This window comes from Alistipes dispar (assembly GCF_006542685.1).
GTDB lineage: Bacteria > Bacteroidota > Bacteroidia > Bacteroidales > Rikenellaceae > Alistipes > Alistipes dispar.
On record NZ_AP019736.1, the window covers coordinates 651,880 to 676,476 of the forward strand.

Below are 24,597 nucleotides of genomic sequence, written 5' to 3' on the forward strand. Positions count from 1 at the left end.
TTTTTGTGATTCAAAACGCCGGATTCGTTGAATTCATTTGTCCGGGATGAGAATTTTACGTATATTTGTTTGATAAATGATTCGGAGGGAGAGTATTCACAACTTAAACACAAAAAATATGAAAAAGATCATTCTTCTGACCATCGCCGCGCTGTGCGCATTCACCGCGGTTTCAGCACAGGACAAGGGGAATTGGGGAGTAGGGCCGCAAATCGGCATCTACACCAATACGGGAGCCGACGGTGCCATCTTCGGCATCGGCGCCACGGGACGTTACAGCTTCACCGACACGTGGCGCATCCAGCCGTCGCTCACGGCCCTCTGCAAATCGGGCTGCTCGGTGGATATCGCGGCCGACGTGCAGTACCTCTTCGAGGTCGCAAGTTCGTGGGACGTCTATCCGCAGGCCGGTCTGAGCGCCAACGACATCGGCGGCTGGTCGTGCGGCATCAACCTCGGTGCAGGCACGGACTTCAACGTGGCCCGCAACTGGGACCTCTCGGCCGGATTCAAGTGGATGATCCAGACGGCCAAATGGCACAAGAACCCGATCATCATCAACATCGGCGCCACCTACCGCTTCTGATCCGAACGGAGAAAGCGGAGAGACGAACCCCGCATAAAAAAGCAGAGACCGACATCGGTCTCTGCTTTTTCCATTTTCGCCCGGAGCCGAACACCCCGGCTCCCACCGGATCCTCCGTCTCCTACCGGGTCTTGTATCCGCAGCGATACTTGCCCTTGGCCAGATTGAGCAGCTTGCCCTTGAGCAACTGACGGCGCAGCGGCGCGACGCGGTCCGTGAAGACCACACCCTCGATATGGTCGTACTCGTGCTGGATGACCCACGCCTTCAGCCCCGTGAACTCCTCGTCGTGCTCCACGAAATCGGTATCCATGTAGCGCATCCGGATCGAGAGCGAGCGCGGCACGTCGGCATGGATGCCGGGAAACGAGAGGCAGCCCTCGTTGTAGGTCTTCTTCTCGGCCGAGTACTCGTAAATCTCGGGATTCAGAAAGGCCCGTTTGTAGTCGGCGCACGAAGGGTCGTCCTCGGCCCACGGCGTGCAGTCCACGATGAACAGGCGGATGTCCTTGCCGATCTGCGGCGCGGCCAGCCCGACGCCTTCGGCCTCTTCGAGCGTGAGGAACATGTCCTCGGCGAGTTTCTTCACTTCGGGGTAGTCGGGACCGATCTCCCGGCAGCGCTTGCGCAGCACCTCGTCCCCGTATATGACAATCGGATAAATCATAATCTGAAAAACAATCGTATATTGCCTAATTTTATTGTATCGTCCCGTAAAAAACCGCGGCGGCCCGCGCTACGGCTCCGGCCCGGAGCTCGTGCGGCTACCGGCCCCGTCAGCGGGAGGCGGCGGATTCCATATAGCCCTGGAGGATGATCGTCGCCGATATTTTGTCCACCAGCGCCTTGTCGCGGCGGGCCATCCGGCCGATACCGCTGTCGCGCATCGCACGATGCGCCAGCACCGACGTGAAACGTTCGTCGTAGAAGACCACCTCCTTGTCGGGCCAGGCCCGGCGCAGGCGCGCGGCCAGCGGCTCGATGAAACGCCACGTCTCCGAAGGCGTGCCGTCCATCCGCGCAGGCTTGCCCACGACGATCGTGGAGACCTCCTCGCGGGCGAAATAGTCCGCCAGCCACCGCTCCAGCTCCCGGGTCGGCACGGTCTCCAGTCCTCCGGCGATCAGGCGCAGGGGGTCGCTCACGGCGATTCCCGTGCGCTTCGTCCCGTAGTCTATGGCGAGAATGCGTCCCACGGTTCAAAGATTGATTCCCGTCCAATGCTCCGACCGCACTCCCGAAAGCAGCAGGCCGGCCAGCGCCCCCGACACGAAACAGAACCGCGCCACCCGCCGGCGGCTCCGGCACAGACGATCTCCGGAGAAAAAGTCCATTCCCCTTACAGATTCAGCTTTCCGAACAGCCTGCGGTACGAGCACTCCTTCTCGACGAGCGACGGCAGCGCCTCGATCTGCACGCGCTCCTGCTCCATCGAATCGCGGTGGCGGACCGTCACCGTGCCGTCCTCGAGCGTCTGCCCGTCCACGGTCACGCAGAACGGCGTGCCGATGGCGTCCTGACGGCGGTAGCGCTTGCCCACGGAGTCCTTCTCGTCGTAGATGACGTTGTAATCGTATTTCAGCTCATCGACGATCCGCTGCGCCACCTCGGGCATGCCGTCCTTTTTGACCAGCGGCAGCACGGCCACCTTCACCGGCGCCAGCGCGGCGGGCAGACGCAGCACGACGCGCGAATCGCCGCCGTCGAGCGTCTCCTCGGTATAGGCCGCCGACATGACCTGCAGGAACATGCGGTCCACGCCGATCGACGTCTCCACGACATAGGGCACGTAGCTCTCGCCCGTCTCCGGGTCGAAGTACTGGATCTTCCGGCCCGAGAACTTCTGGTGGTTGCCCAGGTCGAAATCCGTGCGCGAGTGGATGCCCTCGACCTCCTTGAAGCCGAACGGGAAGTTATACTCGATGTCCGTGGCGGCATTGGCGTAGTGCGCCAGTTTCTCGTGGTCGTGGAAACGGTAGTTGTCGTCGCCGAAGCCCAGCGCGCGGTGCCATGCCATGCGCGTCTCCTTCCAGCGGTTCCACCACTCCATCTCGGTCCCGGGGCGCACGAAGAACTGCATCTCCATCTGCTCGAACTCGCGCATGCGGAAGATGAACTGCCGGGCCACGATCTCGTTGCGGAACGCCTTGCCGATCTGCGCGATACCGAACGGCAGCTTCATGCGGCCCGTTTTCTGGACATTGAGGAAATTGACGAAAATGCCCTGCGCCGTCTCGGGCCGCAGGTATATCGTCGAGGCCCCTTCGGCCGTCGAACCCATCTGCGTCGAGAACATGAGGTTGAACTGCCGCACGTCGGTCCAGTTGCGCGTCCCGGAAACGGGGCAGGCGATCTCGCAGTCGAGGATGATCTGCCGCAGCCCGGCAAGGTCGTTGGCGTTCATCGCCTCGGCAAAACGCCCGTGCACGGCATTCCGGCGGGCGAGCGTCTCCGCCACGCGGGGCGAGGTCTCGCGGTACTTCGCCTCGTCGAACGCCTCGCCGAAACGCTTGCGGGCCTTCTCGACCTCCTTCTCCACCTTCTCGTCCTGTTTGGCGATCCACTCCTCGATGAGCACGTCGGCACGGTAGCGCTTCTTCGAATCCCTGTTGTCGATCAGCGGGTCGTTGAACGCCGACACGTGGCCCGAAGCCTCCCAGGTTTTGGGATGCATGAAAATGGCGGCGTCGATGCCCACGATGTTCTCGTGCAGCTTGACCATCGAATCCCACCAGTAGCGCTTGATATTGTTCTTCAGCTCCACGCCGTTCTGCCCGTAGTCATAAACGGCGGCCAGACCGTCGTAGATCTCGCTCGAAGGAAACACGAACCCGTACTCCTTGCAGTGGGCGACCAGCTTCTTGAAAAGTTCTTCCTGCGTCATCGTATTTTGGTATTTTACTGATTTTCCGGACTACAAAAGTACAAAATAAATGGATATTCCCTCCCGCCGGCGGAGAATTTATTTCCCGGGGGAAACGACCCCGGAACCGGACGGGTCAGCCGAGAAGCCCCGCGCGCAGGAAGGAGAAATCGCCGCCGCGGGCGATGACGATGTGGTCCAGCAGGCGGATGTCGAACAGCGCCGCGGCACGGGCGATCCGCTCGGTCAGCGCCCGGTCCTGCGGACTGGCTTCGGCCGTTCCGGAGGGATGGTTGTGAATGAGAATGAGCTGCGTGGCGAGCAGCTCCAGGGCGCGCTTGACCACGATCCGGTGATCGACGACCGTTCCCGTCACACCGCCCTGACTCACCCGCTGCCGCTCGATGATCCGGTTCGACGCGGTGAGGTACACCGCCCAGCACTCCTCGTGCGGCAACTGTTCGAGCTGCGGCCGGAACAGCCGCACCACGTCGTCGCTCGTGGCGATGCAGTCGGCCTCCGCGGCACGCTCCGCAACGGCCCGGCGGCCGAACTCGGCGGCGGCGAGCAACAGCCGCGCCCGCCGCAGGCCCAACCCGCCGATCATGCGCAGACGCGCCTCCCCTTCGCCGGCGATACGCGCCAGCGAATCCCCGCAGGCCGCCAGCAGCGCGTCGGCCCGCTGTCCGTCCTCCGTAAGCAGGGTCAGCAGTTCCCGGTCGGTAAGCGCCCCGACTCCCCGCGCAGCCATCTTGTCGGAAATCGTCGTCATAGGTATTCCGTACGCCCGTTCCGGGACTTCGCCCGGAGAGCGTGTCATTTCGTCCCCGTCAGCCGGTCCACCTTGTCGAGCAGCGAGGCGCACTGCTCGTCGGTCATGTACTGCGACACGGAGAAGGCCGCATGCTGCTCGGCCTCCTTCTTCGAGTCGCCCGCACCGTGGCCGACCTCCATGCCGTCCACCAGCACCGTACAGTGGAACACCGGGTGGTTCGGAGCCGCCTCCTTGTCGAAGCCCGTGCGGAACGAGACCTTGTGGCGGTTCTTCTGACACCACTCGATCAGGCGGCTCTTGAAGTCGTTCTCCGATTCGGTGAGCTCCTCGAGGTCGAGCAGTCCGAAGTAGATGCGGTTGATCAGCAGCCGATTGACGAAATCGTACCCCTGATCCAGATAGACCGCCCCCATCATCGCCTCGAAAGCGTCGCCGTAGATATGCTTTTGGGCGATTCCAGCGCCGTTGGCCGAAATCACGTGCGCGTCGAGTCCCAGCTTCACCGCCAGTCCGTTGAGCGACTGCCGCGAAACGATCTTCGAGCGCAGCTTGGTCATGAACCCTTCGTCGCGGTCGGGGTATTCGATGAAGATATAGTCCGAAGTGACGGCCTCGATCACGGCATCGCCCAGGTATTCGAGCCGCTCGTTGTTGATCGAACGGCCGTCCTCCAAAACCAAAGAAGCTGACTTGTGAACCAAAGCCAGCTTGTAGAGTTCGATATTGTGCGGAACGAATCCGAACAAATCGTCGATAATCCTGTAATACGCCTTGTCGGGCCCGAAATTCCGTCTCCACGGACGCAGCAGAAAGTCGATCACGGCGGCGGGACCCTTCGGGCGTTAGAGCTTGCGGAAAATGACCGTCGAGTTGTGGCCGCCGAAGCCGAACGTATTGCTCAGCGCACACTTCACGTCGCGCTTCTGCGCCGTGTTGAGCGTGAGGTTCAGCTTCGAGTCGATCTCGGGATCGAGGTTCTCGCAGTTGATCGTCGGGGGCACGACGCCGTGCGTCAGCGCGAAGATGCAGGCCAGAGCCTCCACGGCGCCGGCGGCACCCAGCAGGTGTCCCGTCATGGATTTGGTCGAGGAGATGTTGATGTCGTACACGTGGTCGCCCAATACGCCAGCGACGGCCTTCAGCTCGGGAATGTCGCCCGCAGGGGTCGAAGTTCCGTGCACGTTCACATAGTCGATCTCCCCGGGGGTGATGCCGGCGTCCTTGATGGCGTCGCGCATCGCCTTCATGGCCCCCTTGCCCTCGGGATGGGGCGCCGTGAAATGGTAGGCGTCGGCCGAAGCGCCTCCGCCCACGATCTCGCAGTAGATCTTCGCCCCGCGCGCCTTGGCGTGCTCGTACTCCTCCAGAATCAGCGCGCCCGCACCCTCGCCGATCACGAAGCCGTCGCGGTCCTTGTCGAACGGACGCGAAGCGTGCACGGGATCGTCGTTGCGCGTCGAAAGCGCCTGCATGGAGTTGAAACCGCCCACCGAAGGCTCGTTCACGGCGGCTTCCGAGCCGCCCGTGACCATCACGTCGGCCTTGCCGTAGCGGATGGCCTCCATGGCGGCGATCATGCCGTGGTTGGACGAAGCGCAGGCCGACACGGTGCAGTAGTTCGGCCCCATGAAGCCGTACTTCATGGAGATGAAACCGGCCGCGATGTCGGCGATCATGCGGGGAATAAAGAACGGGCTAAACCGCGGGGTTCCATCCCCGGCGGCATAGCCCAGACATTCATCGAAGAACGACTTGAGTCCTCCGATACCCGAACTCCAGATGACGCCCACCTGCTCCTTATCGACCTTCTCGAGATCGAGGGCCGAATCCGCCACGGCCTGCTCGGCCGCGATCAGAGCGTACTGGGTGAAAAGGTCGTACTTGCGCACTTCCTTCCGGTCGAAATACCGGGTCGGGTCGTAATTCTTTACTTCACAAGCGAAGCGTGTCTTAAATTTCTCAGCGTCGAAATGAGTAATGGGCGCGGCACCGCTGACTCCCTTCTCCAAATTCGAAAAATACTCCTCAATACTATTGCCGAGCGGGTTGATCGTCCCGATACCCGTAACAACTACTCTTCTTCCTGTCATAAATTTAAGGCTTCTTGCCGTGAAACGAATATGGTAGAAATTATTTCTTGTGCTCCTCGATGTACTTGATAGCGTCGCCGACGGTAGCGATCTTCTCGGCGTCCTCGTCCGGAATCTGGATGTCGAAAGCCTTCTCGAACTCCATGATCAGCTCCACGGTGTCGAGCGAATCCGCACCCAGGTGGTTGGTGAAGCTTGCTCCGGGCACTACCTCCGACTCCTTGACACCCAGCTTGTCGACGATGATCTCGACAACTTTTGATTGAACATCTGCCATAATTTTAAGTTTTTAGTTAAACAATTATTTGGAAATAGCAACTCACATTTCCAGCGTAATTTTGCGCAAAAGTAACACTTTTTTTATTACTTTTGACAAAACGCTGCGATTTTTTGTTCACAATTTTTTCGACATTTAGCACAAAAATTCGCAAAAAACATTCAGAAACAACCGATTATGAAATTACTTCTCATCTCCAATTCGACCAACGCCGGGGAGGAATACCTGCGTTATCCGCTGCCCGAAATCGGACGCTTCCTGCAGGGCGTGCGCGAAATCGTCTTCGTGCCCTACGCCGCGGTCACCTTCTCCTACGCCGAATACGAACGCAGGGTGCAGGCGCGTTTCGCCGAGCTAGGCATCCGCGTCCGCTCGGTGCACCGGGCCGGGGATCCCGCAGCGTTCGTCCGCCGGGCCGAAGCGATCTGCGTGGGCGGCGGCAACACCTTCGCGCTGGCCAGAAAGATGCAGCAGCAGGGGCTGATGCAGGCCATCCTGCGCCGGATCAGGGCAGGCGTGCCCTACGTCGGCTGGTCGGCCGGCAGCAACGTCTGCTGCCCGACGATCTCGACCACGAACGACATGCCGATCGTCCAGCCCGAATCGTTCCGGGCCATCGGAGCGGTGAAGTTCCAGATCAACCCCCACTACCTCGACGCCAATCCCGCGGGACACGCCGGGGAGACGCGCGAGCAGCGCATCCGCGAATACATCGAGGCCAACCCGCGCCGCTGGGTGGCCGGGCTGCGCGAAGGGTGCATGCTGCGTTACGACGGCGGACGGCTGGAACTGATCGGAGGACGGCCGATGCGGATGTTCCGCAAGGGCGTCGAACCGTTCGAAGTGGAACCGGGCGGAGACCTTTCATTCTTATTATAAATAGGTATGATAGCGATGATAGCGGGCCTGGGCCTCATCGGAGGCTCGTTCGCCCTGGCGTTGCGCGACCGTGCGCTCGCCGAAGAGATTCTCGGCGTGGAGAAATCGCCGGAAATCGCCGAGGAGGCGATGCGGCTGGGTCTCGCGGACCGGATCGTGGAATTCGAAGAGGGAATCGCCGAGGCCGACCTGGTGGTGCTGGCCACCCCCGTGGACACCATTCCGATCATGGCCGTCAAGGCGCTCAACCGCGCGACGGACAGGCAGGTGGTCATGGACATGGGGTCGATCAAGGGCGAGTTGTGCGAGGTCGTCTCGATGCACGCCCGCCGCGGACGTTTCGTCGCCGCCCATCCGATGTGGGGCACGGAGTACAGCGGTCCGAAGGCCGCACAGCGGGGCGCCTTCTCGGGCCGGATCACCGTATTGTGCGACACGGAGCGCAGCGACGCCGACGCGGTGGCCCTCGTGGAGCGGATCTTCCGGACGCTGGAATGCCCGCTCGTGTATATGGACCCCGAGGAACACGACCTGCACGCGGCCTACGTGTCGCATATTTCGCACGTCACGTCGTTCGCCCTGGCGCTCACCGTACTCGAAAAGGAGCGCGAGGAACGGCATATCTTCGACCTGGCGGGCGGAGGCTTCGAGAGCACCGTGCGGCTGGCAAAAAGCGCCGCGGGGACCTGGGTTCCGATCCTGCTGCGCAACAAATACAACGTGCTGGACGTCCTGCGCGAACACATCCACCAGTTGCAGATCATGCGGCGCATGATCGAGCGGGACGACGCCGAGGGGCTGACCGAGGCGATGCAGCGCGCGAACTCCATCCAGCGCATCCTCCGGTGACGACGACGGCCGAGACGGGACGCGCGGGCGAACACGCCGCGGCGGAACACCTGCGGCAGGCGGGATACGAGATCCGCGACACGAACTGGCGGGCGGGACGGGACGAGCTGGACATCGTGGCCCTGCGCGGGGAGGTGCTGCATTTCGTGGAGGTCAAGACCCGTCGAGCCGGGTCGCTCACGCCGCCCGAAGCGGCCGCCACGCAGCGCAAGTTCCGCGCCCTGACCCGCGCAGCGGCCCGCTACCTGCGCACCGCCGGATGGCAGGGCGAGGTGCAGTTCGACCTGGCGGCCGTCACGCTGTCGGACGACGGCCGCGCCGACGTGGAGCTCATCGAGCGGGCGATGGAACACCACTGGTGACCTGCGGGCAGCCCCGCCGGCACACGAAGGAAGCGTCCGCAATTTTTGCAAATCCGGCAAATTATGCTATCTTTGCCGGCTGAAAACAAACTCCCTGACACTGAACGCCAAGCGCGGGAAAAGTCCGGGCGGAAACGACAAACCTCAATACCGGCAAACAGCGATGTGGCTCTATAATCTCGGGCTGACACTCTATGTATGGGCCATCCGGCTCGTGGCGCCGCGCCATCCGAAGGCCCGGCTCTGGATCGAAGGACGCAGGGACCTCTTCCGCCGCATACGCGAAGCGGTCGCTCCCGGGGAGCGGATCGTCTGGATGCACGTCGCGTCGCTCGGCGAGTTCGAACAGGGCCGCCCGATCATCGAGGAGCTGCGCCGGAAACACCCCGAATACAAAATCCTGCTCACCTTCTTCTCGCCTTCGGGCTACGAAATCCGGAAAAACTATGCCGGAGCCGACCATATCTTCTACCTGCCGATCGACACCCCGCGCAACGCCCGCCGGTTTCTCGACGCCGTACACCCCGAAATCGCCATCTTCGTCAAATACGAGTTCTGGCTGAACCTGCTCGCGGAACTGCGCCGCCGGCATGTGCGGACCTTCATCGTTTCGGCCATCTTCCGCCGCAATTCGGTCTTTTTCCGTCCCTACGGCGGCATGTGGCGGCAGGCGCTCGAATCGTTCGACGTCCTGTTCGTGCAGAACGAGGAGTCGAAAAAACTGCTGGCGACGCTGGGATTCGACAACGTGCTGGTGGCCGGAGACACCCGTTTCGACCGTGTGGCCGAAATCGCCCGAGCCGCCAAACGCATCGACCTCATCGACCGCTTCAAGGGCGACGCACGCCTCTTCGTGGCCGGTTCGACATGGGGTCCGGACGAGGAGCTGCTCATCCGCCTTGCGAACGACAATCCCGAAATCAAGTTCGTCATCGCCCCCCACGAAATGGACGAGGGCCGCATCGCGCGGCTGATCGCCGAGACGCGGGGCGGGGCGCTGCGTTACACGCAATGCACGCCCCACACGGCTTTCGGGCCGAAGCAGGTGATGATCCTCGACACCGTGGGCCTGCTCGCCTCGGTCTACGGCTATGCGACATGGAGCTATGTGGGCGGCGGATTCGGCGTCGGCATCCACAACACGCTCGAAGCGGCGACCTTCGGACTGCCGGTCGCCTTCGGGCCCAATTACGGGAAATTCAAGGAGGCGCGCGATCTGGTGACGCTCGGCGCGGCCCGCTCCGTCGGCAACTACGAAGAGCTGAACGCCTGGTTCGTCCCCCTGCGCGACAACGAGGAGTTCCTCCAGCGCACCAGCCGCATCGCCAAGGACTACACCACGCGCCACCAGGGCGCCACGGGCATCATCGTCCGGACGATCTTCCAACAATAGCACGCGCGTCGTCCGGGAACTCCGGCACGAATGCGCTTCTCTCCGCCCCGACGACATCCCGAACCGCGGCACAGCCCCGCCGACAGAGAGACACCCCCCGGCCAAATACGGCAATTCCGGCGAACGCATCCTCCCTGCGCACACGGGGACGGACTTCGGAAAAAGCACAAACCCGGCGCCGGGCCCTCCCCGACAGACGCGGCGAGCCGTCATGAACACAGGACAGCCGCCGCAGAGGCGCAAAGCCGGGCGGGTCGCCCTCCGGGATGAAAAGCCGGGTCCCGGGGTCCGGCGATGCAAAGAAACGGCCGGCCCCTGCGGCAGCCGAATGTGCCGCAGGGGCCGGTCGTATCGGAACGCACGGGGCTCGCACCGTCAAATCACTCGTACAGCCGCTCGCAATAGCGTTTCAGCGCCTCCCACTCGTAATAGGGACCGCCGTCGAGCGGCAGCCGGGCGTCGCGCTCGTTGTAAAGCACCCGCACCCGGACATCGCCCGCGGCATTGCGGAAGAAGACGAACTGCACGTTGCCCGCCATCGGCGAAACCTTCTCGATGCTCCAGCACGAGCGCACCTCGTCCACGGAGGCCACCCGCGCCGAGGCGCCCTCCACCTGCAACAGGGCGGCGAGGGGCGTCAGATAGACGTCGTGCCCGAAACGCAGCGAGGCCGCCAGCGGCTCCTTCCCGTCGATCACCCGCCGGGCCGTCTCCACGAAATCGCGGAGCAGCGGCCGGGCCGAGGCCACGACCGGATCGCCGAAACGCAGCGAAGGCCCCATCGTCAGGTAACAGTAGGCGTTCAGACTCTCCCAGAGCGCATAGAGCTCCCCGGGCGTGAAAATATCGTAGAACGCCCACTCGGGACGGTCGATGTCCTGCGCGATGGAGGTCAGCATGAAGAGGTCCCACATGAACCGCTGCGGATCGGCGACCTGCGGGGCTTCGTCCGTAAAGAGCGCCGAAAGAAGCCGCTCGGGATGCAGCCAGGCCCGCTTGGCGCTGTCCGCCACCTCGCGCGCCGCCTTGTCCATATCTTTGTCCCGCTCCCCGTTGGCCAGATAGCTCAGGTCGCGGGCGCTCGCCGTACGGACCATGCGGATCCGGGGATCGAGCTCCTTGAGCCGCTCGTTGAAGGCGGCCATGCTCAGGATGCAGCGCGGCACGAGCGTCGAACGGCTCTCCACCCGGCATTCGCGGCCGTCCGCCGTCGAGAATACCTCGGGATAGGCCGCATACATGCGTTCGGCGATCGCCCGGTGTTCGCGCACCCCGCGCGGCGACAGGTCGCCGTAGCGCCCTGCGGCATCGGCGGCCAGCGCCTCGCCCTTCGCCAGGACGGCCCGGCCCGCCGCCGTCAGCGTCCCCGCCGCCGCAGCCTCGCGCAACGGGACGAGCGGCGCCGTGTAATGCGCTTCGGAGGAGTGGTAGCGGCTGCCGTGGCGGCCGTAATGGCTGATATAGAACGGTACGTATCCCTCCGGAACGGGCTCGGCCTCCGCGGGACGGTATTCGTACGAATGATAGACGCCGGCGGCCCGTTCGGGGCAGTCGGCGATTTCCTCCGGCGCGGTCTGCGCGGCCGCGGCGCCCGCAGTCAGCACACACAATGCCGAAGCGAGGAGCTTCGATGAAAAACGGTTTCCTTTCACGATTTATGCGTCATTATTCCCAGCACGAGCCGGTCGGTTTCATTCATGCCGTCGCGGCCGATGGCCGTCAGATTGCGGATGCACTTGTCCACGTCCTCCTCGATGATCCCCTCCACCGGTGTCACGCAGTGACCGTCCATGGCCATCATCGCCGAGAGCAGAGCCGTCGAGACGCCGCTCGTGAGCTTCATCGCGCAGCTCGGCTTCGCACCGTCGCAGATCATGCCCGTCAGGTTGGCGATCATGTTCTTCACCGCGGCGGCCGCCTCGGCGTATCCGCCGCCCATCAGGTAGGTCACGCCGCAGCTCGAACCCGTCGCGGCGGCCACGCAGCCGCAGAGGGCCGACAGCCGTCCGAGGCTCTGCTTGATGTAGATCACCGTCAGGTGGCTCAGCGTCAGCGCGCGGATCATCCGCTCCTCCGAAGCGTGCGTCTCCTCGGCATAGACCGCCACGGGCAGCGTCGCGGCGATGCCCTGGTTGCCGCTGCCCGAGTTGCTCATCACCGGAATCATGGCCCCGGCCATGCGGGCGTCGCACGCCGCCGAGGTGTAGGAGAGGACGCGGGTGAAGATGCTGTCGCCCATCACGCGGCGTTCGCGGTCGCAGCGGAGCGTCCGTCCCACGCAATGACCGAACTCGCCCGCGAGCGAACGCTCGGCGGCGGCCTTGTTCACGCGGCTCGTCTCGAGAATGAAGCGCAGCTCCTCCGCCGGCGCGGTCATGGCGAAATCCCAGACCCGGCGGAACGTCAGCGGAACTTCCTCCTCGCCCGCGGCGTCCGCGGACGGCGTGCGGCGGTCGAGCAGCGTCTCGCCGTCGCGGGTCACGCTGACGAAACGCGTATGGCCTCCGGCTATGACCGCCGCAGCCGAATGGCCCGCCGCCGCGACCTCGACCTCGATATAGAGTTTTTCGCCGATCGCCTCCTTCAGCGCGATCGCGATACGCCGCTCGTCGATATAGCGCCGCCCCTGTTCCACGGCCTCGGGCGTCACGTCGCGCAACACCTCGAGCCGGTACTCCGAACGGCCCACGAGCGCTCCGAGGGCCACGGCGATCGGCAGGCCGATCATCCCCGTGCCGGGAATGCCCACGCCCATCGCGTTTTTCAGGATATTGGCACTCAGCCGCACGTCGATCCGCTCGGGCCGCACGCCCAGCGTCTCGGCGGCGCGCGCCGTACAGAGCGCCACGGCGATCGGTTCGGTGCACCCGATGGCGGGTACGACCTCCCGGTTCATCAGGGCGACGATCCGCGCCCGTTCTTCCCGGGGCATTGCAGGGGATTCCATAAAAATTCCGGTTCGTTTTGGAAAACAAATGACAACCGCCCACTTCCCGCATTCCGGCCGTCCCCTTCCCGGGTCCCGACGGCCCCGACCGGCAGACACCGCCGGAAACGGCGGCCGTCGGTACGGCGAGGTATCCGATTGCGAAACAAAGATAACGATTTTTCGCTATTTTTGCTCCGAACGAACGACAACAGCGATGGAAAATCCGAAAAACCGCAAATGGCGGGTCGTGCGGAGCGAATACCTCGCCCGCAAGCCGTGGTTCACCGTGCGCCACGAAACGATCTCGCTGCCCGACGGGCGCACGATCCCCGACTACTACGTGTTCGAATACCCCGACTGGGTCAATGTCACGGCCATCGACCGCGAGGGACGCTTCGTGATGATCGACCAGTACCGTCACGGGCTGGGCGAGACCTCCTACGAAATCCCGGCCGGCGTGGCGGAACCCTCGGACGAGACGATGCTCGCCGCGGCGCAGCGCGAACTGCTCGAAGAGACCGGCTACGGCGGCGGCCAGTGGCGGCTGCTGACGACCCTCTGCGCCAATCCCGCCACGCAGAACAACCTGACGCACTGCTTCCTCGCCACGGACGTCGAACGGCTCGGCGCGCAGCGGCCCGACCCGACGGAGGATATCCGCGTGCACCTCTTCTCCCGCGACGAGGTGCTGGAGCTGCTCCGCACCGACCGCATCCGGCAGGCGTTGATGGCCGCACCGCTCTGGCGCTGGTTCGCCGAAGAGGGCATCGTCGGATAACGGCTCCGTGAACCGCGAAGGCCCGCCGGCTTTACGTCCGGCGGGCCTTTCCCGTTTCCGGCGAACGCCCTACCGTCCGACGGTCTGCGCCAGCGCCAGGAAGTAGCGTTCCGGATCGAGCCCGAGGGCTTCGAGCAGCTCCCCGGCGGGCGCGCTGCCGCGCGTGATCGAACGCAACCCGTGCCCGGCCGCATAGAGGTTCACGTTCTCGGCACACCCCGCGGCATCCTGCCCGCAGAGGTAGCGGACCTGTTCGGCCGGGATACTCCGCCCCTCGTAAACCGCCCGGTCGGCGACATAGACCAGATTCAGCGGCGCCGAATAGACGAAGGGCTGCGCCCCCGAGAGTCTGCGGCGATCGCCCTCCAGCACGCGCACGAGCCTGTGCGCCTCCGCATCGTAACGATAGACCCCCTCGGCGAAGAAGACGTAGAGGCGGACCGGGTAGAGCGCCAGCGCCGAAGGTGCCGTCAGACGCCCCTCCTCCGGCCTATTCTCGCCCGCGGCGGCCCATACGATACCCGAAAGCTCCTCGAGCGACAGCGCGCCGGGATTGTACTCGCGCCACGAACGGCGGTTCCGCAGCGCTTCGTCGATCGTCAGGCCGCCCTTCGGCGGCACCTGCACGAGCGCGATCTCTTCGCCGTACCGCACTTCGGTACGGGTTTCGGCGGTCTTCTCCGCCTCCGGGTTCCGGGTGCCTCCGCACGCCGCCAACAGCAGCGCCGCGCAGGCCAGCATTTTCGTTTTCATCCGTATTTCGATATTTACATTACGGACAAATATACGAATTTTTCCTACCTTTGCCTGCACACACCGAACGGATATGCAACCCGAACGCATCTGCACCCTCTTTTTCTCGCCGACAGGCACCTCGCGGAAAACGGCCACAGCCGTGGCGCGGGGAATCGCGGCTCCCTTTGCGGCGACGGCCGACAGCACGGCGACGGACCGCGCCACGGCAACGGCCGACAGCAGCGGCTCGACGGACCCGGCGAACCATGCCGCGGAAGCGAACCGCGTCGCCGCGACGCCGGAGAACGGTCCCATACCCGTACGCGCCCTCGACCTGACGCACGCCGCACCGCGCCCCGAAACGCTGTCAGCGGATACCGTGGCCGTATTCGCCGCACCGGTTTACGGCGGACGCATCCCCCGCACGGCGCTCGAACGCATGGAGGGCATCCGGGGCGAAGGCACGCCTGCGGTAGTGATCGCCGTTTACGGCAACCGGGCCTTCGAAAAGGCCGCGGCGGAGCTGGCGGATTTCGTGCGCGCCCGGGGATTCGTCCCGGTGGCCGCGGCGGCCTTCGTCGGGGAGCATTCGTACAGCACGGAACGCACGCCCATCGCGGCAGGCCGCCCCGACGGGCAGGACCTCGCCGCAGCGGAGGCGTTCGGCCGGGCCGTCCGGCGCAAACTCGCCGGGCAGGGACCCCTGCCGGTCGATGCCGCACGGCTCAAGGCCCCCGGCACGCCGCTCGTCCCGCTGCTGCGTTTCATCCGTTTCGTTCTCGCCTACCGGCGGCGCCAGAAGAAACACCCCGTCGTCCTGCTGCCCGCAGGCAGCGCGGACCGCTGCACGCACTGCGGCCGCTGCGCGGCGGTCTGCCCCACCGGAGCCATCGCCCGCGGCGACGAACTCCGCACCGACGCGGCCCGCTGCATCCGCTGCTGTGCCTGCGTAAAGGGGTGTCCGGTCGGTGCGCGCACCTTCGAAACGCCTTTCGCGGCGGCCCTTTCGCGCAACTTCGCACGCCGGAAACCGCCCGTCACCCTGCTTTGAGACACGACCGACGATGAAAACGCTCCCGATACGCCTCCGCCTCCTGCTCGGCGCCGCCGTGCTGCTGACGGGCTGTTTCGAGAAGAGCGGAACCTACGGTCCCGACCCCGGGGAGGCGATTCTCGCGCTCACGGCGCACGGCTGGGAGACGGAACACCCGGACGGCCCGGGAACGATAAAGGAGACATGGACGTTCCGCCCGATCGGGAACGGCCGCACGGAACTGCTGCGGACGCACGGAGACGGAAGCGAGGAGCGCAGCGAGACGTTCTTCCTGTGGGAATACGTCGGGCCGAATTACAACGTGCTCTACATCGCGGCCGAAAACCTCCGTTCCTGCTACTGGGCCGTCGAGGAGCTGACGCACGGCACGCTAACCGTCCGAAAGAGTTTCATCGACCCCGATCTGGTGACATCGGGGGATTACAGCGAACGCATCCGGTTCTCCGCCGTCCGGTGACGGGCGGCAGGGCGGATTCCGTCCGGTCAGAGCCGTTTCTCGAAGGCCAGCCGCTCGCCGCCGGCATAACGGACCGTTCCGCAGAAACGGAAGCCCTCCTTCTCCAGCAGACGCAGCATGCGGCGGTTGTCGAAATTGGTGTCCACACGGAAAGCGCACACCCCGCGCCGCCGCGCCAGTTCGCCCACACGCCGCAGAAACGCCGTCGCCAGCCCCCGGCCCTGCATCCCGCCGGCCACCGCCAGACGGTGCAGCACGACGTATGCGCCGTCGGTGAGCCAGCGCCCTTCGATTCCGGCATAGGCCGGTTCGCCGTCGAACACCGCGGCACCATAGGCGACCGCCTCCCCTGCCGCGGAGCCGCCCGGCAGCATGTCCGGAAGGGAATCCCGATCCGGCAGCGCACTCCCGGCGGATCCGGCGGCCGGATCCGCCGCCGGAAGCGACAACACGTATCCGTCCCCCCGCCCGATGTCCCGGGCGATATCCGATTCGGCGGGATAACCGTCCTGCCATTGCAGGCTGCCGGCCGCCCGCATCTGCGCCTGCGCCCGGGCGATGATCCGCATGATGCGGGGAATGTCCGCCGCCGCGGCCCGGCGGAACAACAACTGCTCGTTCATGACGGCAAAGATACGAAATTGTCGCGGGGCGTCATCCGGACACGACAAAATTTCCGAACGGGTGACAATTCGTGACATTTCATGACAATCGGTGACATTTCATGCCGTTTTCCGCCCTGGCACGGGATTTGACCTTATCGAGAACGAAGCCGCTCCGCAAGGGGCGGGGTCAAAAAAAGCATGTTGAACCAAAAAACAATAAGGAGGACAAAATTATGATGCCAGTCAGAAGAAATCAGAATTGGTTACCGAGTATTTTCAACGACTTTTTCGGCAACGAATGGGTCGATAAATCGAACGCGACGGCTCCGGCCGTCAATATCCTCGAGACGGAGGACGACTTCAAGGTGGAAGTGGCCGCCCCGGGTATGACCAAACAGGACTTCAAGGTCCATATCAACGAGGACAACGAACTGATCATCTCGATGGAGAAGAAGGCCGAGAACAAGGAGGAGGACAAGAAACGCAAGGGCACGTACCTGCGCCGCGAGTTCTCGTACAGCCAGTTCCAGCAAAGCCTGATCCTTCCCGACAACGTCGAGAAGGAGAAGATCGCGGCCAAAGTCGAGCACGGCGTGCTGACGGTGGAAATCCCGAAGAAAAAGGAGGTTCACGCAACGCCCGCCGCACGACAGATCGAAATCGAGTAAGGCCGCGGCCGATCGGATGCGGGGCGGGGCCGGCAGAAAGCCGGTCCCGCCTTTTTCGCGTCCCGGCGCACGAAATGCGGCGGAGGAAACAGGATAACGAAAAATCCGCTATCTTTACCCCCGATTCCAAACACACAAACTCAAAGACACGAATGAAAGTCGGACTGTTCATTCCCTGCTATATCAACGCCGTCTATCCGCAGGTCGGGCGCGCCTCCTGCGAGCTGCTGCGGCGCGTGGGGTGCGAGGTGGACTACCCACTCGACCAGACCTGCTGCGGGCAGCCGATGGCCAACGCCGGTTTCGAACGGGATGCGGCCGCACTGGCCGAACGCATGAACGCCCTGTTCGGGCGCTACGACTACGTTGTCGGCCCGTCGGCCAGCTGCGTGGTCTTCGTTCGGGAAGGCTACCCGCGCCTGCTGAAGGATTACCGCGAACACGCCTGCGTCGATGCGCGCATCTGGGAGATTTGCGAGTTCCTGCACGACGTGGTGCGGCCCACGCGCCTCGACGCACGCTTCCCCCACCGCGTGAGCCTCCACAACTCCTGCCACGGCGTGCGGAAAATGGGTCTCTCGTCGCCCAGCGAGCTGCACGTCCCTTACAGTTCGAAGCTGCGCGATCTGCTTTCGCTGGTCGAGGGCGTCGAAGTCGCCGAGCCCGAGCGGCGGGACGAATGCTGCGGATTCGGCGGCATGTTCTCGGCCGAGGAGGGGGCCGTTTCGGTGGCGATGGGCCGCGCGAAGGTGCAGCGCCACATGGCCACCGGCGCGGAGTACATCACCGGCGCCGACTCCTCGTGCCTGATGCACATGCAGGGGATCATCGACCGCGAGAAGCTCCCCGTGAAAACCGTTCATATCGTGGAAATCCTCAATTCGAAAGCATGAGCACGCACTCCTTAGCCGCAAAGCGATTCGTCGCCGACGCCGACCGCATGGCGTGGCACGACAGGGCGCTCTACGCCGTACGCGAAAAACGCGACCGGATGATGGAGACGGTCCCCGAATGGGAGGAGCTGCGGCAGCTCTCCTCCGAAATCAAACGCCACACGCTGAGCCGTCTGGGCGACTACCTGCTCGAATTCGAGCGCAACGCCACGGCCAACGGCATCGCGGTGCACTGGGCGCGCGACGCCGCCGAGATGAACGACACCGTATGGCGTCTCGTCCGCGAACACGGCGGACGGAACCTCATCAAGAGCAAGTCGATGCTCTCCGAGGAGTGCGGCCTGACGCCCTTCCTGCGCGAACGCGGCATCGACGCCGTCGAGAGCGACCTCGGCGAACGGATCATGCAGTTGCTCGGTCTGCCGCCCAGCCACATCGTGCTGCCGGCCATCGGTGTACGGCGCGAGGAGGTCGGCGCGCTGTTCGAACGCGAGCTGGGGACCCGGCCGGGCGACAGCGACCCGACCTATCTGACGCACGCCGCACGGCAGGCGCTGCGCGCGAAGTTCCTCGGGGCCGACGTCTCGATGACGGGCGTCAATTTCGCCGTAGCCTCCACCGGAGCGCTGGCCGTCTGCACGAACGAAGGCAACGCCGATCTGGGCACGTCGTTCGCCGACCTGCACATCGCCATCATGGGCATCGAGAAGGTGATTCCCGACATGCGGGCGCTGGCGGTCTTCACGCGCCTGCTGGCCCGCTCGGGCACGGGGCAGCCCGTGACGACCTACACGTCGCTCTACCGCCGTCCCGCACCGGGCAAACGCATCCACGTCATCCTGGTGGACAACGGCCGCTCGGAGTGGCTCGCCGACGCGCGGCACCGCAACATGCTCAAATGCCTGCGCTGCGGCGCCTGCATGAACACCTGCCCCGTTTACCGCCGTTCGGGAGGCTACTCCTACTCGTACTTCATCCCCGGACCGCTGGGCATCAACCTCTCGATGCTGCGCTCGCCGGAGCTCCACCGCGGCAACGTCTCGGCCTGCTCGCTGTGCTACTCCTGCTCGGAGGTCTGTCCGGCGAAGATCGACCTCGGGGAGCAGATCTACATGTGGCGGCAGCAGCTCGACGCGCTGGGGCTGGCCGACCGCACGAAGAAATTCGCCGTGAAAGGCATGGATTTCGTAATGAACGGGACAAGGCGTTTCTACGGCGGCATCGCGCTGGCACGCGCAGCCGGGAAACTGCCGCGCTTCGTCGTCGAGAACGGGCTCAACCCGTGGAGCGCCCCGGGCCGGGCCATGCCGCCCTTCGCGCCGCAGACATTCAACGCGTGGTGGAAAAAGGGCCGCGGCGAATGACGTGCGGAGAGCCTGCGCGTCCCGAATAAAAACGACAACACGATGGACAGCAAGGAAGAGATACTGAAAAGACTCGCGGCCGGACGGCCGGACGAGACACCCTACCCCGAAACCGGATTCACGCCCCAGCGTTTCGACGACCCCGAAGCCATGTTCGCCGAGCGACTCGAAGCGGCCGGAGGCCGGGCCGTCGTCATGCAGCCCGGCGAGACGCTCGACGAGGCCGTGCGGCGCTGCTATCCCGAAGCACGGACGATCGTCTCGGCGATCCCCGGTCTGAGCGTCGCCACGATGAATCCCGACCGCATCGAGGACCCGCGCGAGCTGGTGGATGCGGATCTGGGCGTCGTGACGGGCGCATTCGGCGTCGCCGAGAACGGCGCGGTGTGGATTGCGCAGAACATCCGCCACAAGGCACTCTACTTCGGGGCCACGGCGCTGATGATCGTCATCCCGCGGGATGCCATCGTCGCGACGATGCACGAAGCCGTGCTGCGGCCCGAGGTGGACGACTTCGGCTACGGATGTTTCATGTCGGGCCCGTCGAAAACGGCCGACATCGAGCAGGCGCTCGTCTTCGGCGCGCACGGCCCGATGTCCGTCACGGTACTGCTGCGCTGACACCCCGACGTCCGTCCTTCGCAGGACGGGCGGTTCCGTTTGCGGACCGGCGCCGATTTCTTTGGCGGTTCGGGCGAAAATCGCTATCTTCGCTACGCCCGGCCGGTGCCGGGCCTGCAAAACGGACCGAAGATGATCGAAACCGAACTCTGCGCCTTCTCGCCCGAAGCCTGCCGGACCGCAGCCCGGGCCGGAGTGACGCGCGCCGAACTCTGCGCCTCGCCCTACGAGGGCGGCACGACCCCCTCCGCCGCGGCGATCCGGCTGGCGCGGCGTGTCCCGAACCTGCGGCTGAGCGTGATGATCCGCCCCCGCGGCGGGGATTTCCTCTACACGGACGAAGAGTTCCGCCAGATGCTCGAGGAGGTCCGCTTCGCCCGTGAATGCGGTGCGGACTGCGTCGTCGCGGGACTGCTGACCCCGGACGGACGGGTGGACGAGGAGCGCACGGCCCGTCTGGTCGCGGAGGCCGGCGGAATGGAGGTGACCTTCCACCGCGCCTTCGACATGACGCGCGACTGCACCGAGGCGCTCGAGGCGCTCGTCCGGGCCGGATGCCGCCGGGTGCTCACATCGGGCGGCCGCAACACGGCTCCGGAGGGGCTGGAGACGATCCGCACGCTGGTCGCAGCGGCCGCAGGGCGGATCGAGGTGATGGCCGGCAGCGGCGTAAGGCCCGCGAACGTCCTGAAGATCGCCGCCGCGGGAGTCGATGCCGTACACTTCAGCGCACGGCGCACGGTCGAAAGCCGGATGCGCTTCCGCAACGGCGCGGTCTCGATGGGAGGCATCGCCGGAATCCCCGAATACGCCTCGGTCGGAACCGACGAGGAAACGATACGCGAAATCCTGCGGCGACTCGCCTGAAAAAACGACACGATACCATGAAAAAACTGCTTCTGACGATGCTCTGCATCGCCGGCATCGCTTGCAGCGATGCCGGAATCCCGGACGACGAACAGCGGCGGCTCGACGCCGCGCTGGCCACGACGCCCCGCGCCGATTCGCTCCGGCAGCTTCTCGCTTCGACTCCCCGCGGCGAACGCGCCGCGATGGCCTGGCTCATCGCCCGGATGCCTTGCGGCGACCGCGACACGATGCGTCTCGACCTGCTGCGCGAGAACGTCGCATACGCCTGCCGCGCCCGGGAGGAGTTCCCGTGGACGAAGGCGCTGCCCGACTCGGTCTTCCGGAACGAGGTGCTGCCTTACGCCGTGGTGGACGAGGTGCGCGACGGCTGGCGGCGCGATCTCTACGAACGCTTCGCGCCCCGCGTGGCCGGCTGCCGCGACCTGCGCGCCGCACTCGACACGGTGAACCGCATCCTGCCCGGAGTCGTGGGCGTGGAGTACAACACGCTGCGCGAGAAGACCAACCAAAGCCCCGCGGAGTCGATGCGTCAGGGCATGGCCTCCTGCACGGGACTTTCGGTGCTGCTCGTCGATGCGCTCCGCGCCGTGGGCATCCCGGCCCGTTTCGCCGGCACGGCGGCCTGGCACGACGACCGCGGCAACCACAGTTGGACGGAGGTGTGGATCGACGGCGAGTGGCACTTCACGGAGTTCTACCAGCCCGCGGCGCTCGACCGCGCCTGGTTCCTCGCCGACGCGGGACAGGCCACGCCGGGCGACCGGCAGCATGCCGTCTATGCCGTATCGTTCGCCCCGACGGGCGACTGGTTCCCGATGGTGTGGAACGAAACCTCGCGCGAGGTCCACGCCACGGACGTCACGCAACGCTACCGCGACGCCTACGCCTCCTTCGCCGGCAAGGCGGCCGAAGAGGGCACGCATACGACCGTCACGTTCCGCATGTTCCGCGACCCGCGCCACGCCGCCGCTTCGGGCGACCGCGTGGCGGCCAACGTCGATGTCTTCTGCGGTACGGAGCAGATGGGCGGCGGACGCACGGCCGGACCGTTGCAGGACATGAACGACGCCCTGCGGTTCCTGCTGAAGAAGAACCGCACCTACACGTTCCGCTATGCGAACGCACGCGGCGAGACGACGGAGGTCACGGCCGCGGTGGCCGACGACCCCGTGACCGTGACGGGCTACATGGAGTGATTCCGGAACGGACGGAACACGCACGACGGACACCTCTCCGGAGGTGTCCGTCGTTTCGACCGGCCCGTCCGCCCGCACCGGCCATCCGGAGGCCGAAGAACCGCCGCACATTCACAAAGCGAGGTGGAGAATCGGATGCGGCCGTCCCGACGCATCGAGCGGATCGCGCGACACGACGCGGAATCCGAGCCGCGCATAGAAGCCCGCGGCCTGCGTATTCTCCTCATTGACATCGACACGCCGCACGCCGCAGCGGGCGACGGCATGTTCCACGAGACACCGCCCCAGCCCCCGGCCCCGCAGGTCGGACGCGACGAAAAGCATCTCGAGCATCCCGTCCGCAACGCCCGCGAAGGCGGCGAAACCGCCGCCGGGACGGCGGACGACCCAGAGCCGCACCGCAGACAACGCCCCGCCCCGCACCAGCGAGCGGTAGAAACAGATCTCGTCCGGAGCGAGAAAGTCGTGCGTGGCGCGCACCGACGTCTCCCAAAGGTCGGTCAGCGCATCCAGGTCGGCGGCAGAGGGATTCGGCAAAAATTCGACGTCGTACATCGGTACAAGAGTGTTTGGTTGTATGGGGCAAAGATACGCAAAATCGCGACTTCCGCAACAGGTCAGTGCGCCGCACCGATTCCGGCCAGCGCAGCGACCGTGCAGAAAAGCACCCAATGGCACAGCCTCCGCCAATACCGGGCCGAAGCCCGTTCGCACCGCAGCGCCGCGGGCCATGCCACGCTCCAGCCGCCGTAAACGGCCGTCAGAAAGAGTTCCAGCGGCAGCGAGCGCGGAAGCGCCCCGAACCCCAGCGACAGAAATGCCGCCGCCCCCAGCACGAGGTCCGTCGTAACGAGCTGAAAACCGCAGCGGCCCAGGAGCCATGCGCCGTAAGCCCCGCCGCCGGATTCCCGGCAAGGCCGGGCCTGCGCGTAGAAGCGGCTGCCCGAAACCGTATGGACGAACGAAGCCGCGGCCAGAAGCGTCCCCGCAGCCACAAACCAGCCATTCATACCTATCGCATGTTGAGATAAATCCGATCGGGAAGCCGCCGCAGAATCCATGCGACGAGCCGCCAGCGGCGCGTGACGACCGCCACGGCCTTCCGGCGGCGGATCGCCCGCAGAATCTGCTCGACGACCCGTTCGACGGGCATCACCCAGAAAAGGCCTTCGCCCCGGGCCATCGCCGTCGCCGTGAGACCGGGCCGGACGTCGGTGACGCGGACCGGAATCCGCAACCGGGCGAAACGCTGCCGAAGCCCCTCGGCATAGTTGATCTGGTAGGCTTTCGAAGCGCTGTAAGCCGGGGCGGCGCCGCTGCCGCGCAGCCCTCCGACCGACGTGACGCAGACCAGATGTCCGGCACCCTGCCGCTCGAAGAATCCGCAGGCCCAATCGACCGACGCGGTCCATCCTGCGACGTTCGTGCGGATCGCAGGCTCCTCGAGCGCATAGGCCAGTGCAGGATTCAGCTCCCCCGTACCGGCGCAGACGATGCACAGATCCATGCCGCCCAGCTCCGCGGCGAGGCGCTCCAGCGCGGCTACCGCCTCCGCCGTGCGCGTCAGATCGGCCGCCGCACGGCGGAATGCCGCGGGATTCCCCGCTGCGATCTCATCCAACAGATTCTCCCGGCGGCCGACCAGACCCACCGTATATCCCGCGGACGCCAGCCGCTCCGCGAGGCCGCGCCCGATTCCCGAGGTCGCGCCGATCACAATAGCCCGTTTCATCGCCGCAAAGATAGCTCCGCACGCCGGCATGCGGCTTGATCCGAATCAAGAAATCATCGGATCCGGCGCCGGATACGGCTCAGCGTCTCGGGCCGCACGCCCAGAAAGGAGGCCAGTTCCTGCAACGGCACGAGGTCCAACAGTCCGGGGCAGCGCGCGAGCAGCGCCTCGTAACGCTCCTGCGGCGTCGCGGCATAACGCTGGAGCAGGCGTTCGTAAACCTCGAGGAGCAGGCGCTCGGCCACACGGCGGCCCAGCCGCTCGCAGGCGGCATCGGTGCGGTAGAAGGCCTCGAGCCGGTCGTTCCCGACCGCCAGCACACGGCTGTCGCACATCGCCTCGATCCGGACGAGGGCCGGAGCGGCGTTGCGCATCGAAATATAATCCCCGACGAACTCTCCGGCGAAGGCGAAGCCGACGACGTGCCGGTCCCCCTCGGCCGTCTCGTGAAGATAGCGGAAAGCCCCCTCCTCGACCAGTCCGCAACGACGATTCCGCTCCCCCTGCACGGCGAAGGCATCGCCCGCACGGACGCAGAGCCGACACCCCTCCCGGCGGAAGAACCCGGCCAGCGGGCCGAATTCCCCGGCCGCTATGTGACGGTTGAAAAGCATCTCCGCG

30 protein-coding genes are annotated in these 24,597 nt (G+C 65.0%); 14 read left to right on the forward strand and 16 right to left on the reverse strand.

Annotation, left to right across the window (positions count from 1 at the left end):
* Nucleotides 1–118: 118 nt before the first annotated feature.
* Nucleotides 119–586 (forward strand): porin family protein, encoded by a 468-nt coding sequence (locus FME97_RS03015; protein ID WP_141427807.1) that lies wholly within the window; start codon nt 119–121, stop codon nt 584–586.
* Between the two features lie 121 nt (nt 587–707).
* On the opposite strand, the gene def is transcribed toward FME97_RS03015, so the two are convergent.
* The 8 genes from def to FME97_RS03050 form a co-directional block, all read right to left on the reverse strand.
* Complete coding sequence (gene def, locus FME97_RS03020) at nt 708–1,253, reverse strand: peptide deformylase (RefSeq protein ID WP_141427808.1); 546 nt, start codon at nt 1,251–1,253, stop codon at nt 708–710.
* Nucleotides 1,254–1,362: 109 nt separating this feature from the next.
* Entirely contained in the window at nt 1,363–1,782 is a 420-nt protein-coding gene (gene ruvX, locus FME97_RS03025; protein ID WP_141427809.1) for a Holliday junction resolvase RuvX, read from the reverse strand.
* Between the two features lie 3 nt (nt 1,783–1,785).
* Nucleotides 1,786–1,920 (reverse strand): hypothetical protein, encoded by a 135-nt coding sequence (locus FME97_RS12655; RefSeq protein ID WP_262710145.1) that lies wholly within the window; start codon nt 1,918–1,920, stop codon nt 1,786–1,788.
* A 5-nt stretch (nt 1,921–1,925) separates the two neighbouring features.
* Nucleotides 1,926–3,470 carry a glycine--tRNA ligase gene (locus FME97_RS03030; protein WP_141427810.1) on the reverse strand — a complete coding sequence of 515 codons (1,545 nt, stop codon included), beginning with the start codon at nt 3,468–3,470 and terminating at the stop codon, nt 1,926–1,928.
* Between the two features lie 115 nt (nt 3,471–3,585).
* A complete protein-coding gene (locus tag FME97_RS03035) occupies nt 3,586–4,221 on the reverse strand; it encodes a JAB domain-containing protein (RefSeq protein ID WP_232522921.1) in 636 nt (211 codons plus the stop codon).
* A gap of 44 nt (nt 4,222–4,265) precedes the next feature.
* Nucleotides 4,266–5,030, reverse strand: a complete 765-nt coding sequence (rnc, locus tag FME97_RS03040; protein ID WP_141429927.1) for a ribonuclease III — start codon at nt 5,028–5,030, stop codon at nt 4,266–4,268.
* Between the two features lie 36 nt (nt 5,031–5,066).
* The gene (gene fabF / locus FME97_RS03045; protein ID WP_141427811.1) at nt 5,067–6,314 is read right to left on the reverse strand and encodes a beta-ketoacyl-ACP synthase II; all 1,248 of its coding nucleotides are present in this window, start codon (nt 6,312–6,314) and stop codon (nt 5,067–5,069) included.
* Between the two features lie 40 nt (nt 6,315–6,354).
* Entirely contained in the window at nt 6,355–6,591 is a 237-nt protein-coding gene (locus tag FME97_RS03050) for an acyl carrier protein (RefSeq protein WP_141427812.1), read from the reverse strand.
* A 177-nt stretch (nt 6,592–6,768) separates the two neighbouring features.
* Between FME97_RS03050 and pepE the strand changes: the two genes are divergently transcribed.
* The 4 genes from pepE (at nt 6,769) to FME97_RS03070 (ending at nt 10,074) form a co-directional block, all read left to right on the forward strand.
* Nucleotides 6,769–7,470: a dipeptidase PepE gene (gene pepE / locus FME97_RS03055; RefSeq protein ID WP_141427813.1), complete on the forward strand. Its 702-nt coding sequence runs from the start codon at nt 6,769–6,771 to the stop codon at nt 7,468–7,470.
* A gap of 6 nt (nt 7,471–7,476) precedes the next feature.
* On the forward strand, nt 7,477–8,319 hold the full coding sequence (locus FME97_RS03060; RefSeq protein ID WP_141427814.1) for a prephenate dehydrogenase: 843 nt from the start codon (nt 7,477–7,479) through the stop codon (nt 8,317–8,319).
* Nucleotides 8,316–8,681, forward strand: a complete 366-nt coding sequence (locus FME97_RS03065; RefSeq protein ID WP_141427815.1) for a YraN family protein — start codon at nt 8,316–8,318, stop codon at nt 8,679–8,681. Before FME97_RS03060 ends, FME97_RS03065 begins: the two co-directional genes overlap by 4 nt.
* 163 nt (nt 8,682–8,844) lie before the next feature.
* Complete coding sequence (locus FME97_RS03070; RefSeq protein WP_141427816.1) at nt 8,845–10,074, forward strand: 3-deoxy-D-manno-octulosonic acid transferase; 1,230 nt, start codon at nt 8,845–8,847, stop codon at nt 10,072–10,074.
* Between the two features lie 380 nt (nt 10,075–10,454).
* Here FME97_RS03070 and FME97_RS03075 read toward each other — a convergent pair whose 3' ends face one another.
* Together FME97_RS03075 and FME97_RS03080 are read right to left on the reverse strand one after the other, a co-directional pair.
* Nucleotides 10,455–11,726, reverse strand: coding sequence for a histidine phosphatase family protein (locus FME97_RS03075; RefSeq protein WP_317129402.1), 1,272 nt, complete (start codon nt 11,724–11,726; stop codon nt 10,455–10,457).
* Nucleotides 11,723–13,006, reverse strand: coding sequence for an L-cysteine desulfidase family protein (locus tag FME97_RS03080; RefSeq protein WP_141429928.1), 1,284 nt, complete (start codon nt 13,004–13,006; stop codon nt 11,723–11,725). Before FME97_RS03080 ends, FME97_RS03075 begins: the two co-directional genes overlap by 4 nt.
* Before the next feature lie 211 nt (nt 13,007–13,217).
* Between FME97_RS03080 and FME97_RS03085 the strand changes: the two genes are divergently transcribed.
* Entirely contained in the window at nt 13,218–13,781 is a 564-nt protein-coding gene (locus FME97_RS03085) for an NUDIX hydrolase (protein WP_141427818.1), read from the forward strand.
* A gap of 69 nt (nt 13,782–13,850) precedes the next feature.
* Here the strand turns inward: FME97_RS03085 and FME97_RS03090 are convergent, their stop codons facing one another.
* Nucleotides 13,851–14,534 (reverse strand): SagB/ThcOx family dehydrogenase, encoded by a 684-nt coding sequence (locus FME97_RS03090; RefSeq protein WP_141427819.1) that lies wholly within the window; start codon nt 14,532–14,534, stop codon nt 13,851–13,853.
* Between the two features lie 73 nt (nt 14,535–14,607).
* On the opposite strand from FME97_RS03090, the gene FME97_RS03095 reads away from it, so the two are divergent.
* Nucleotides 14,608–15,567 carry a 4Fe-4S binding protein gene (locus tag FME97_RS03095; protein ID WP_141427820.1) on the forward strand — a complete coding sequence of 320 codons (960 nt, stop codon included), beginning with the start codon at nt 14,608–14,610 and terminating at the stop codon, nt 15,565–15,567.
* Nucleotides 15,568–15,580: 13 nt separating this feature from the next.
* On the forward strand, nt 15,581–16,027 hold the full coding sequence (locus FME97_RS03100; RefSeq protein WP_141427821.1) for a hypothetical protein: 447 nt from the start codon (nt 15,581–15,583) through the stop codon (nt 16,025–16,027).
* Nucleotides 16,028–16,053: 26 nt separating this feature from the next.
* On the opposite strand, the gene FME97_RS03105 is transcribed toward FME97_RS03100, so the two are convergent.
* On the reverse strand, nt 16,054–16,650 hold the full coding sequence (locus tag FME97_RS03105; RefSeq protein WP_141427822.1) for a GNAT family N-acetyltransferase: 597 nt from the start codon (nt 16,648–16,650) through the stop codon (nt 16,054–16,056).
* Between the two features lie 215 nt (nt 16,651–16,865).
* On the opposite strand from FME97_RS03105, the gene FME97_RS03110 reads away from it, so the two are divergent.
* The 6 genes from FME97_RS03110 to FME97_RS03135 all read left to right on the forward strand — a co-directional run bounded on the left by FME97_RS03110 (nt 16,866) and on the right by FME97_RS03135 (nt 22,244).
* Nucleotides 16,866–17,300: an Hsp20/alpha crystallin family protein gene (locus FME97_RS03110; protein ID WP_141427823.1), complete on the forward strand. Its 435-nt coding sequence runs from the start codon at nt 16,866–16,868 to the stop codon at nt 17,298–17,300.
* Between the two features lie 152 nt (nt 17,301–17,452).
* The gene (locus FME97_RS03115; RefSeq protein ID WP_141427824.1) at nt 17,453–18,193 is read left to right on the forward strand and encodes a (Fe-S)-binding protein; all 741 of its coding nucleotides are present in this window, start codon (nt 17,453–17,455) and stop codon (nt 18,191–18,193) included.
* Nucleotides 18,190–19,557 (forward strand): lactate utilization protein B, encoded by a 1,368-nt coding sequence (locus FME97_RS03120; protein ID WP_141427825.1) that lies wholly within the window; start codon nt 18,190–18,192, stop codon nt 19,555–19,557. The genes FME97_RS03115 and FME97_RS03120 overlap by 4 nt, the downstream gene beginning before the upstream one ends.
* Before the next feature lie 42 nt (nt 19,558–19,599).
* Nucleotides 19,600–20,178 (forward strand): LutC/YkgG family protein, encoded by a 579-nt coding sequence (locus FME97_RS03125; protein ID WP_141427826.1) that lies wholly within the window; start codon nt 19,600–19,602, stop codon nt 20,176–20,178.
* Between the two features lie 135 nt (nt 20,179–20,313).
* Nucleotides 20,314–21,045 (forward strand): copper homeostasis protein CutC, encoded by a 732-nt coding sequence (locus tag FME97_RS03130; protein ID WP_141429929.1) that lies wholly within the window; start codon nt 20,314–20,316, stop codon nt 21,043–21,045.
* A 17-nt stretch (nt 21,046–21,062) separates the two neighbouring features.
* The gene (locus FME97_RS03135) at nt 21,063–22,244 is read left to right on the forward strand and encodes a transglutaminase-like domain-containing protein (protein ID WP_141427827.1); all 1,182 of its coding nucleotides are present in this window, start codon (nt 21,063–21,065) and stop codon (nt 22,242–22,244) included.
* Nucleotides 22,245–22,355: 111 nt separating this feature from the next.
* Here FME97_RS03135 and FME97_RS03140 read toward each other — a convergent pair whose 3' ends face one another.
* The 4 genes from FME97_RS03140 to FME97_RS03155 form a co-directional block, all read right to left on the reverse strand.
* Entirely contained in the window at nt 22,356–22,799 is a 444-nt protein-coding gene (locus FME97_RS03140; protein WP_141427828.1) for a GNAT family N-acetyltransferase, read from the reverse strand.
* Between the two features lie 62 nt (nt 22,800–22,861).
* Nucleotides 22,862–23,254, reverse strand: coding sequence for a hypothetical protein (locus tag FME97_RS03145; RefSeq protein WP_141427829.1), 393 nt, complete (start codon nt 23,252–23,254; stop codon nt 22,862–22,864).
* 2 nt (nt 23,255–23,256) lie between these two features.
* Nucleotides 23,257–23,976, reverse strand: coding sequence for an SDR family NAD(P)-dependent oxidoreductase (locus tag FME97_RS03150; RefSeq protein WP_141427830.1), 720 nt, complete (start codon nt 23,974–23,976; stop codon nt 23,257–23,259).
* Between the two features lie 53 nt (nt 23,977–24,029).
* Nucleotides 24,030–24,590: a Crp/Fnr family transcriptional regulator gene (locus FME97_RS03155; RefSeq protein WP_141427831.1), complete on the reverse strand. Its 561-nt coding sequence runs from the start codon at nt 24,588–24,590 to the stop codon at nt 24,030–24,032.
* Between the last annotated feature and the right edge of the window lie 7 nt (nt 24,591–24,597).

Coding starts and splice junctions, on each gene's coding strand:
- FME97_RS03015 (WP_141427807.1), top strand. CDS start 119: ATGAAAAAGATCATTCTTCTGACCATCGCCGCGCTGTGCGCATTCACC.
- def (WP_141427808.1), bottom strand. CDS start 1,253: ATGATTTATCCGATTGTCATATACGGGGACGAGGTGCTGCGCAAGCGC.
- FME97_RS12655 (WP_262710145.1), bottom strand. CDS start 1,920: ATGGACTTTTTCTCCGGAGATCGTCTGTGCCGGAGCCGCCGGCGGGTG.
- FME97_RS03030 (WP_141427810.1), bottom strand. CDS start 3,470: ATGACGCAGGAAGAACTTTTCAAGAAGCTGGTCGCCCACTGCAAGGAG.
- FME97_RS03035 (WP_232522921.1), bottom strand. CDS start 4,221: ATGACGACGATTTCCGACAAGATGGCTGCGCGGGGAGTCGGGGCGCTT.
- fabF (WP_141427811.1), bottom strand. CDS start 6,314: ATGACAGGAAGAAGAGTAGTTGTTACGGGTATCGGGACGATCAACCCG.
- FME97_RS03050 (WP_141427812.1), bottom strand. CDS start 6,591: ATGGCAGATGTTCAATCAAAAGTTGTCGAGATCATCGTCGACAAGCTG.
- pepE (WP_141427813.1), top strand. CDS start 6,769: ATGAAATTACTTCTCATCTCCAATTCGACCAACGCCGGGGAGGAATAC.
- FME97_RS03060 (WP_141427814.1), top strand. CDS start 7,477: ATGATAGCGATGATAGCGGGCCTGGGCCTCATCGGAGGCTCGTTCGCC.
- FME97_RS03070 (WP_141427816.1), top strand. CDS start 8,845: ATGTGGCTCTATAATCTCGGGCTGACACTCTATGTATGGGCCATCCGG.
- FME97_RS03080 (WP_141429928.1), bottom strand. CDS start 13,006: ATGCCCCGGGAAGAACGGGCGCGGATCGTCGCCCTGATGAACCGGGAG.
- FME97_RS03085 (WP_141427818.1), top strand. CDS start 13,218: ATGGAAAATCCGAAAAACCGCAAATGGCGGGTCGTGCGGAGCGAATAC.
- FME97_RS03090 (WP_141427819.1), bottom strand. CDS start 14,534: ATGAAAACGAAAATGCTGGCCTGCGCGGCGCTGCTGTTGGCGGCGTGC.
- FME97_RS03095 (WP_141427820.1), top strand. CDS start 14,608: ATGCAACCCGAACGCATCTGCACCCTCTTTTTCTCGCCGACAGGCACC.
- FME97_RS03100 (WP_141427821.1), top strand. CDS start 15,581: ATGAAAACGCTCCCGATACGCCTCCGCCTCCTGCTCGGCGCCGCCGTG.
- FME97_RS03105 (WP_141427822.1), bottom strand. CDS start 16,650: ATGAACGAGCAGTTGTTGTTCCGCCGGGCCGCGGCGGCGGACATTCCC.
- FME97_RS03110 (WP_141427823.1), top strand. CDS start 16,866: ATGATGCCAGTCAGAAGAAATCAGAATTGGTTACCGAGTATTTTCAAC.
- FME97_RS03115 (WP_141427824.1), top strand. CDS start 17,453: ATGAAAGTCGGACTGTTCATTCCCTGCTATATCAACGCCGTCTATCCG.
- FME97_RS03120 (WP_141427825.1), top strand. CDS start 18,190: ATGAGCACGCACTCCTTAGCCGCAAAGCGATTCGTCGCCGACGCCGAC.
- FME97_RS03125 (WP_141427826.1), top strand. CDS start 19,600: ATGGACAGCAAGGAAGAGATACTGAAAAGACTCGCGGCCGGACGGCCG.
- FME97_RS03135 (WP_141427827.1), top strand. CDS start 21,063: ATGAAAAAACTGCTTCTGACGATGCTCTGCATCGCCGGCATCGCTTGC.
- FME97_RS03140 (WP_141427828.1), bottom strand. CDS start 22,799: ATGTACGACGTCGAATTTTTGCCGAATCCCTCTGCCGCCGACCTGGAT.
- FME97_RS03145 (WP_141427829.1), bottom strand. CDS start 23,254: ATGAATGGCTGGTTTGTGGCTGCGGGGACGCTTCTGGCCGCGGCTTCG.
- FME97_RS03150 (WP_141427830.1), bottom strand. CDS start 23,976: ATGAAACGGGCTATTGTGATCGGCGCGACCTCGGGAATCGGGCGCGGC.
- FME97_RS03155 (WP_141427831.1), bottom strand. CDS start 24,590: ATGCTTTTCAACCGTCACATAGCGGCCGGGGAATTCGGCCCGCTGGCC.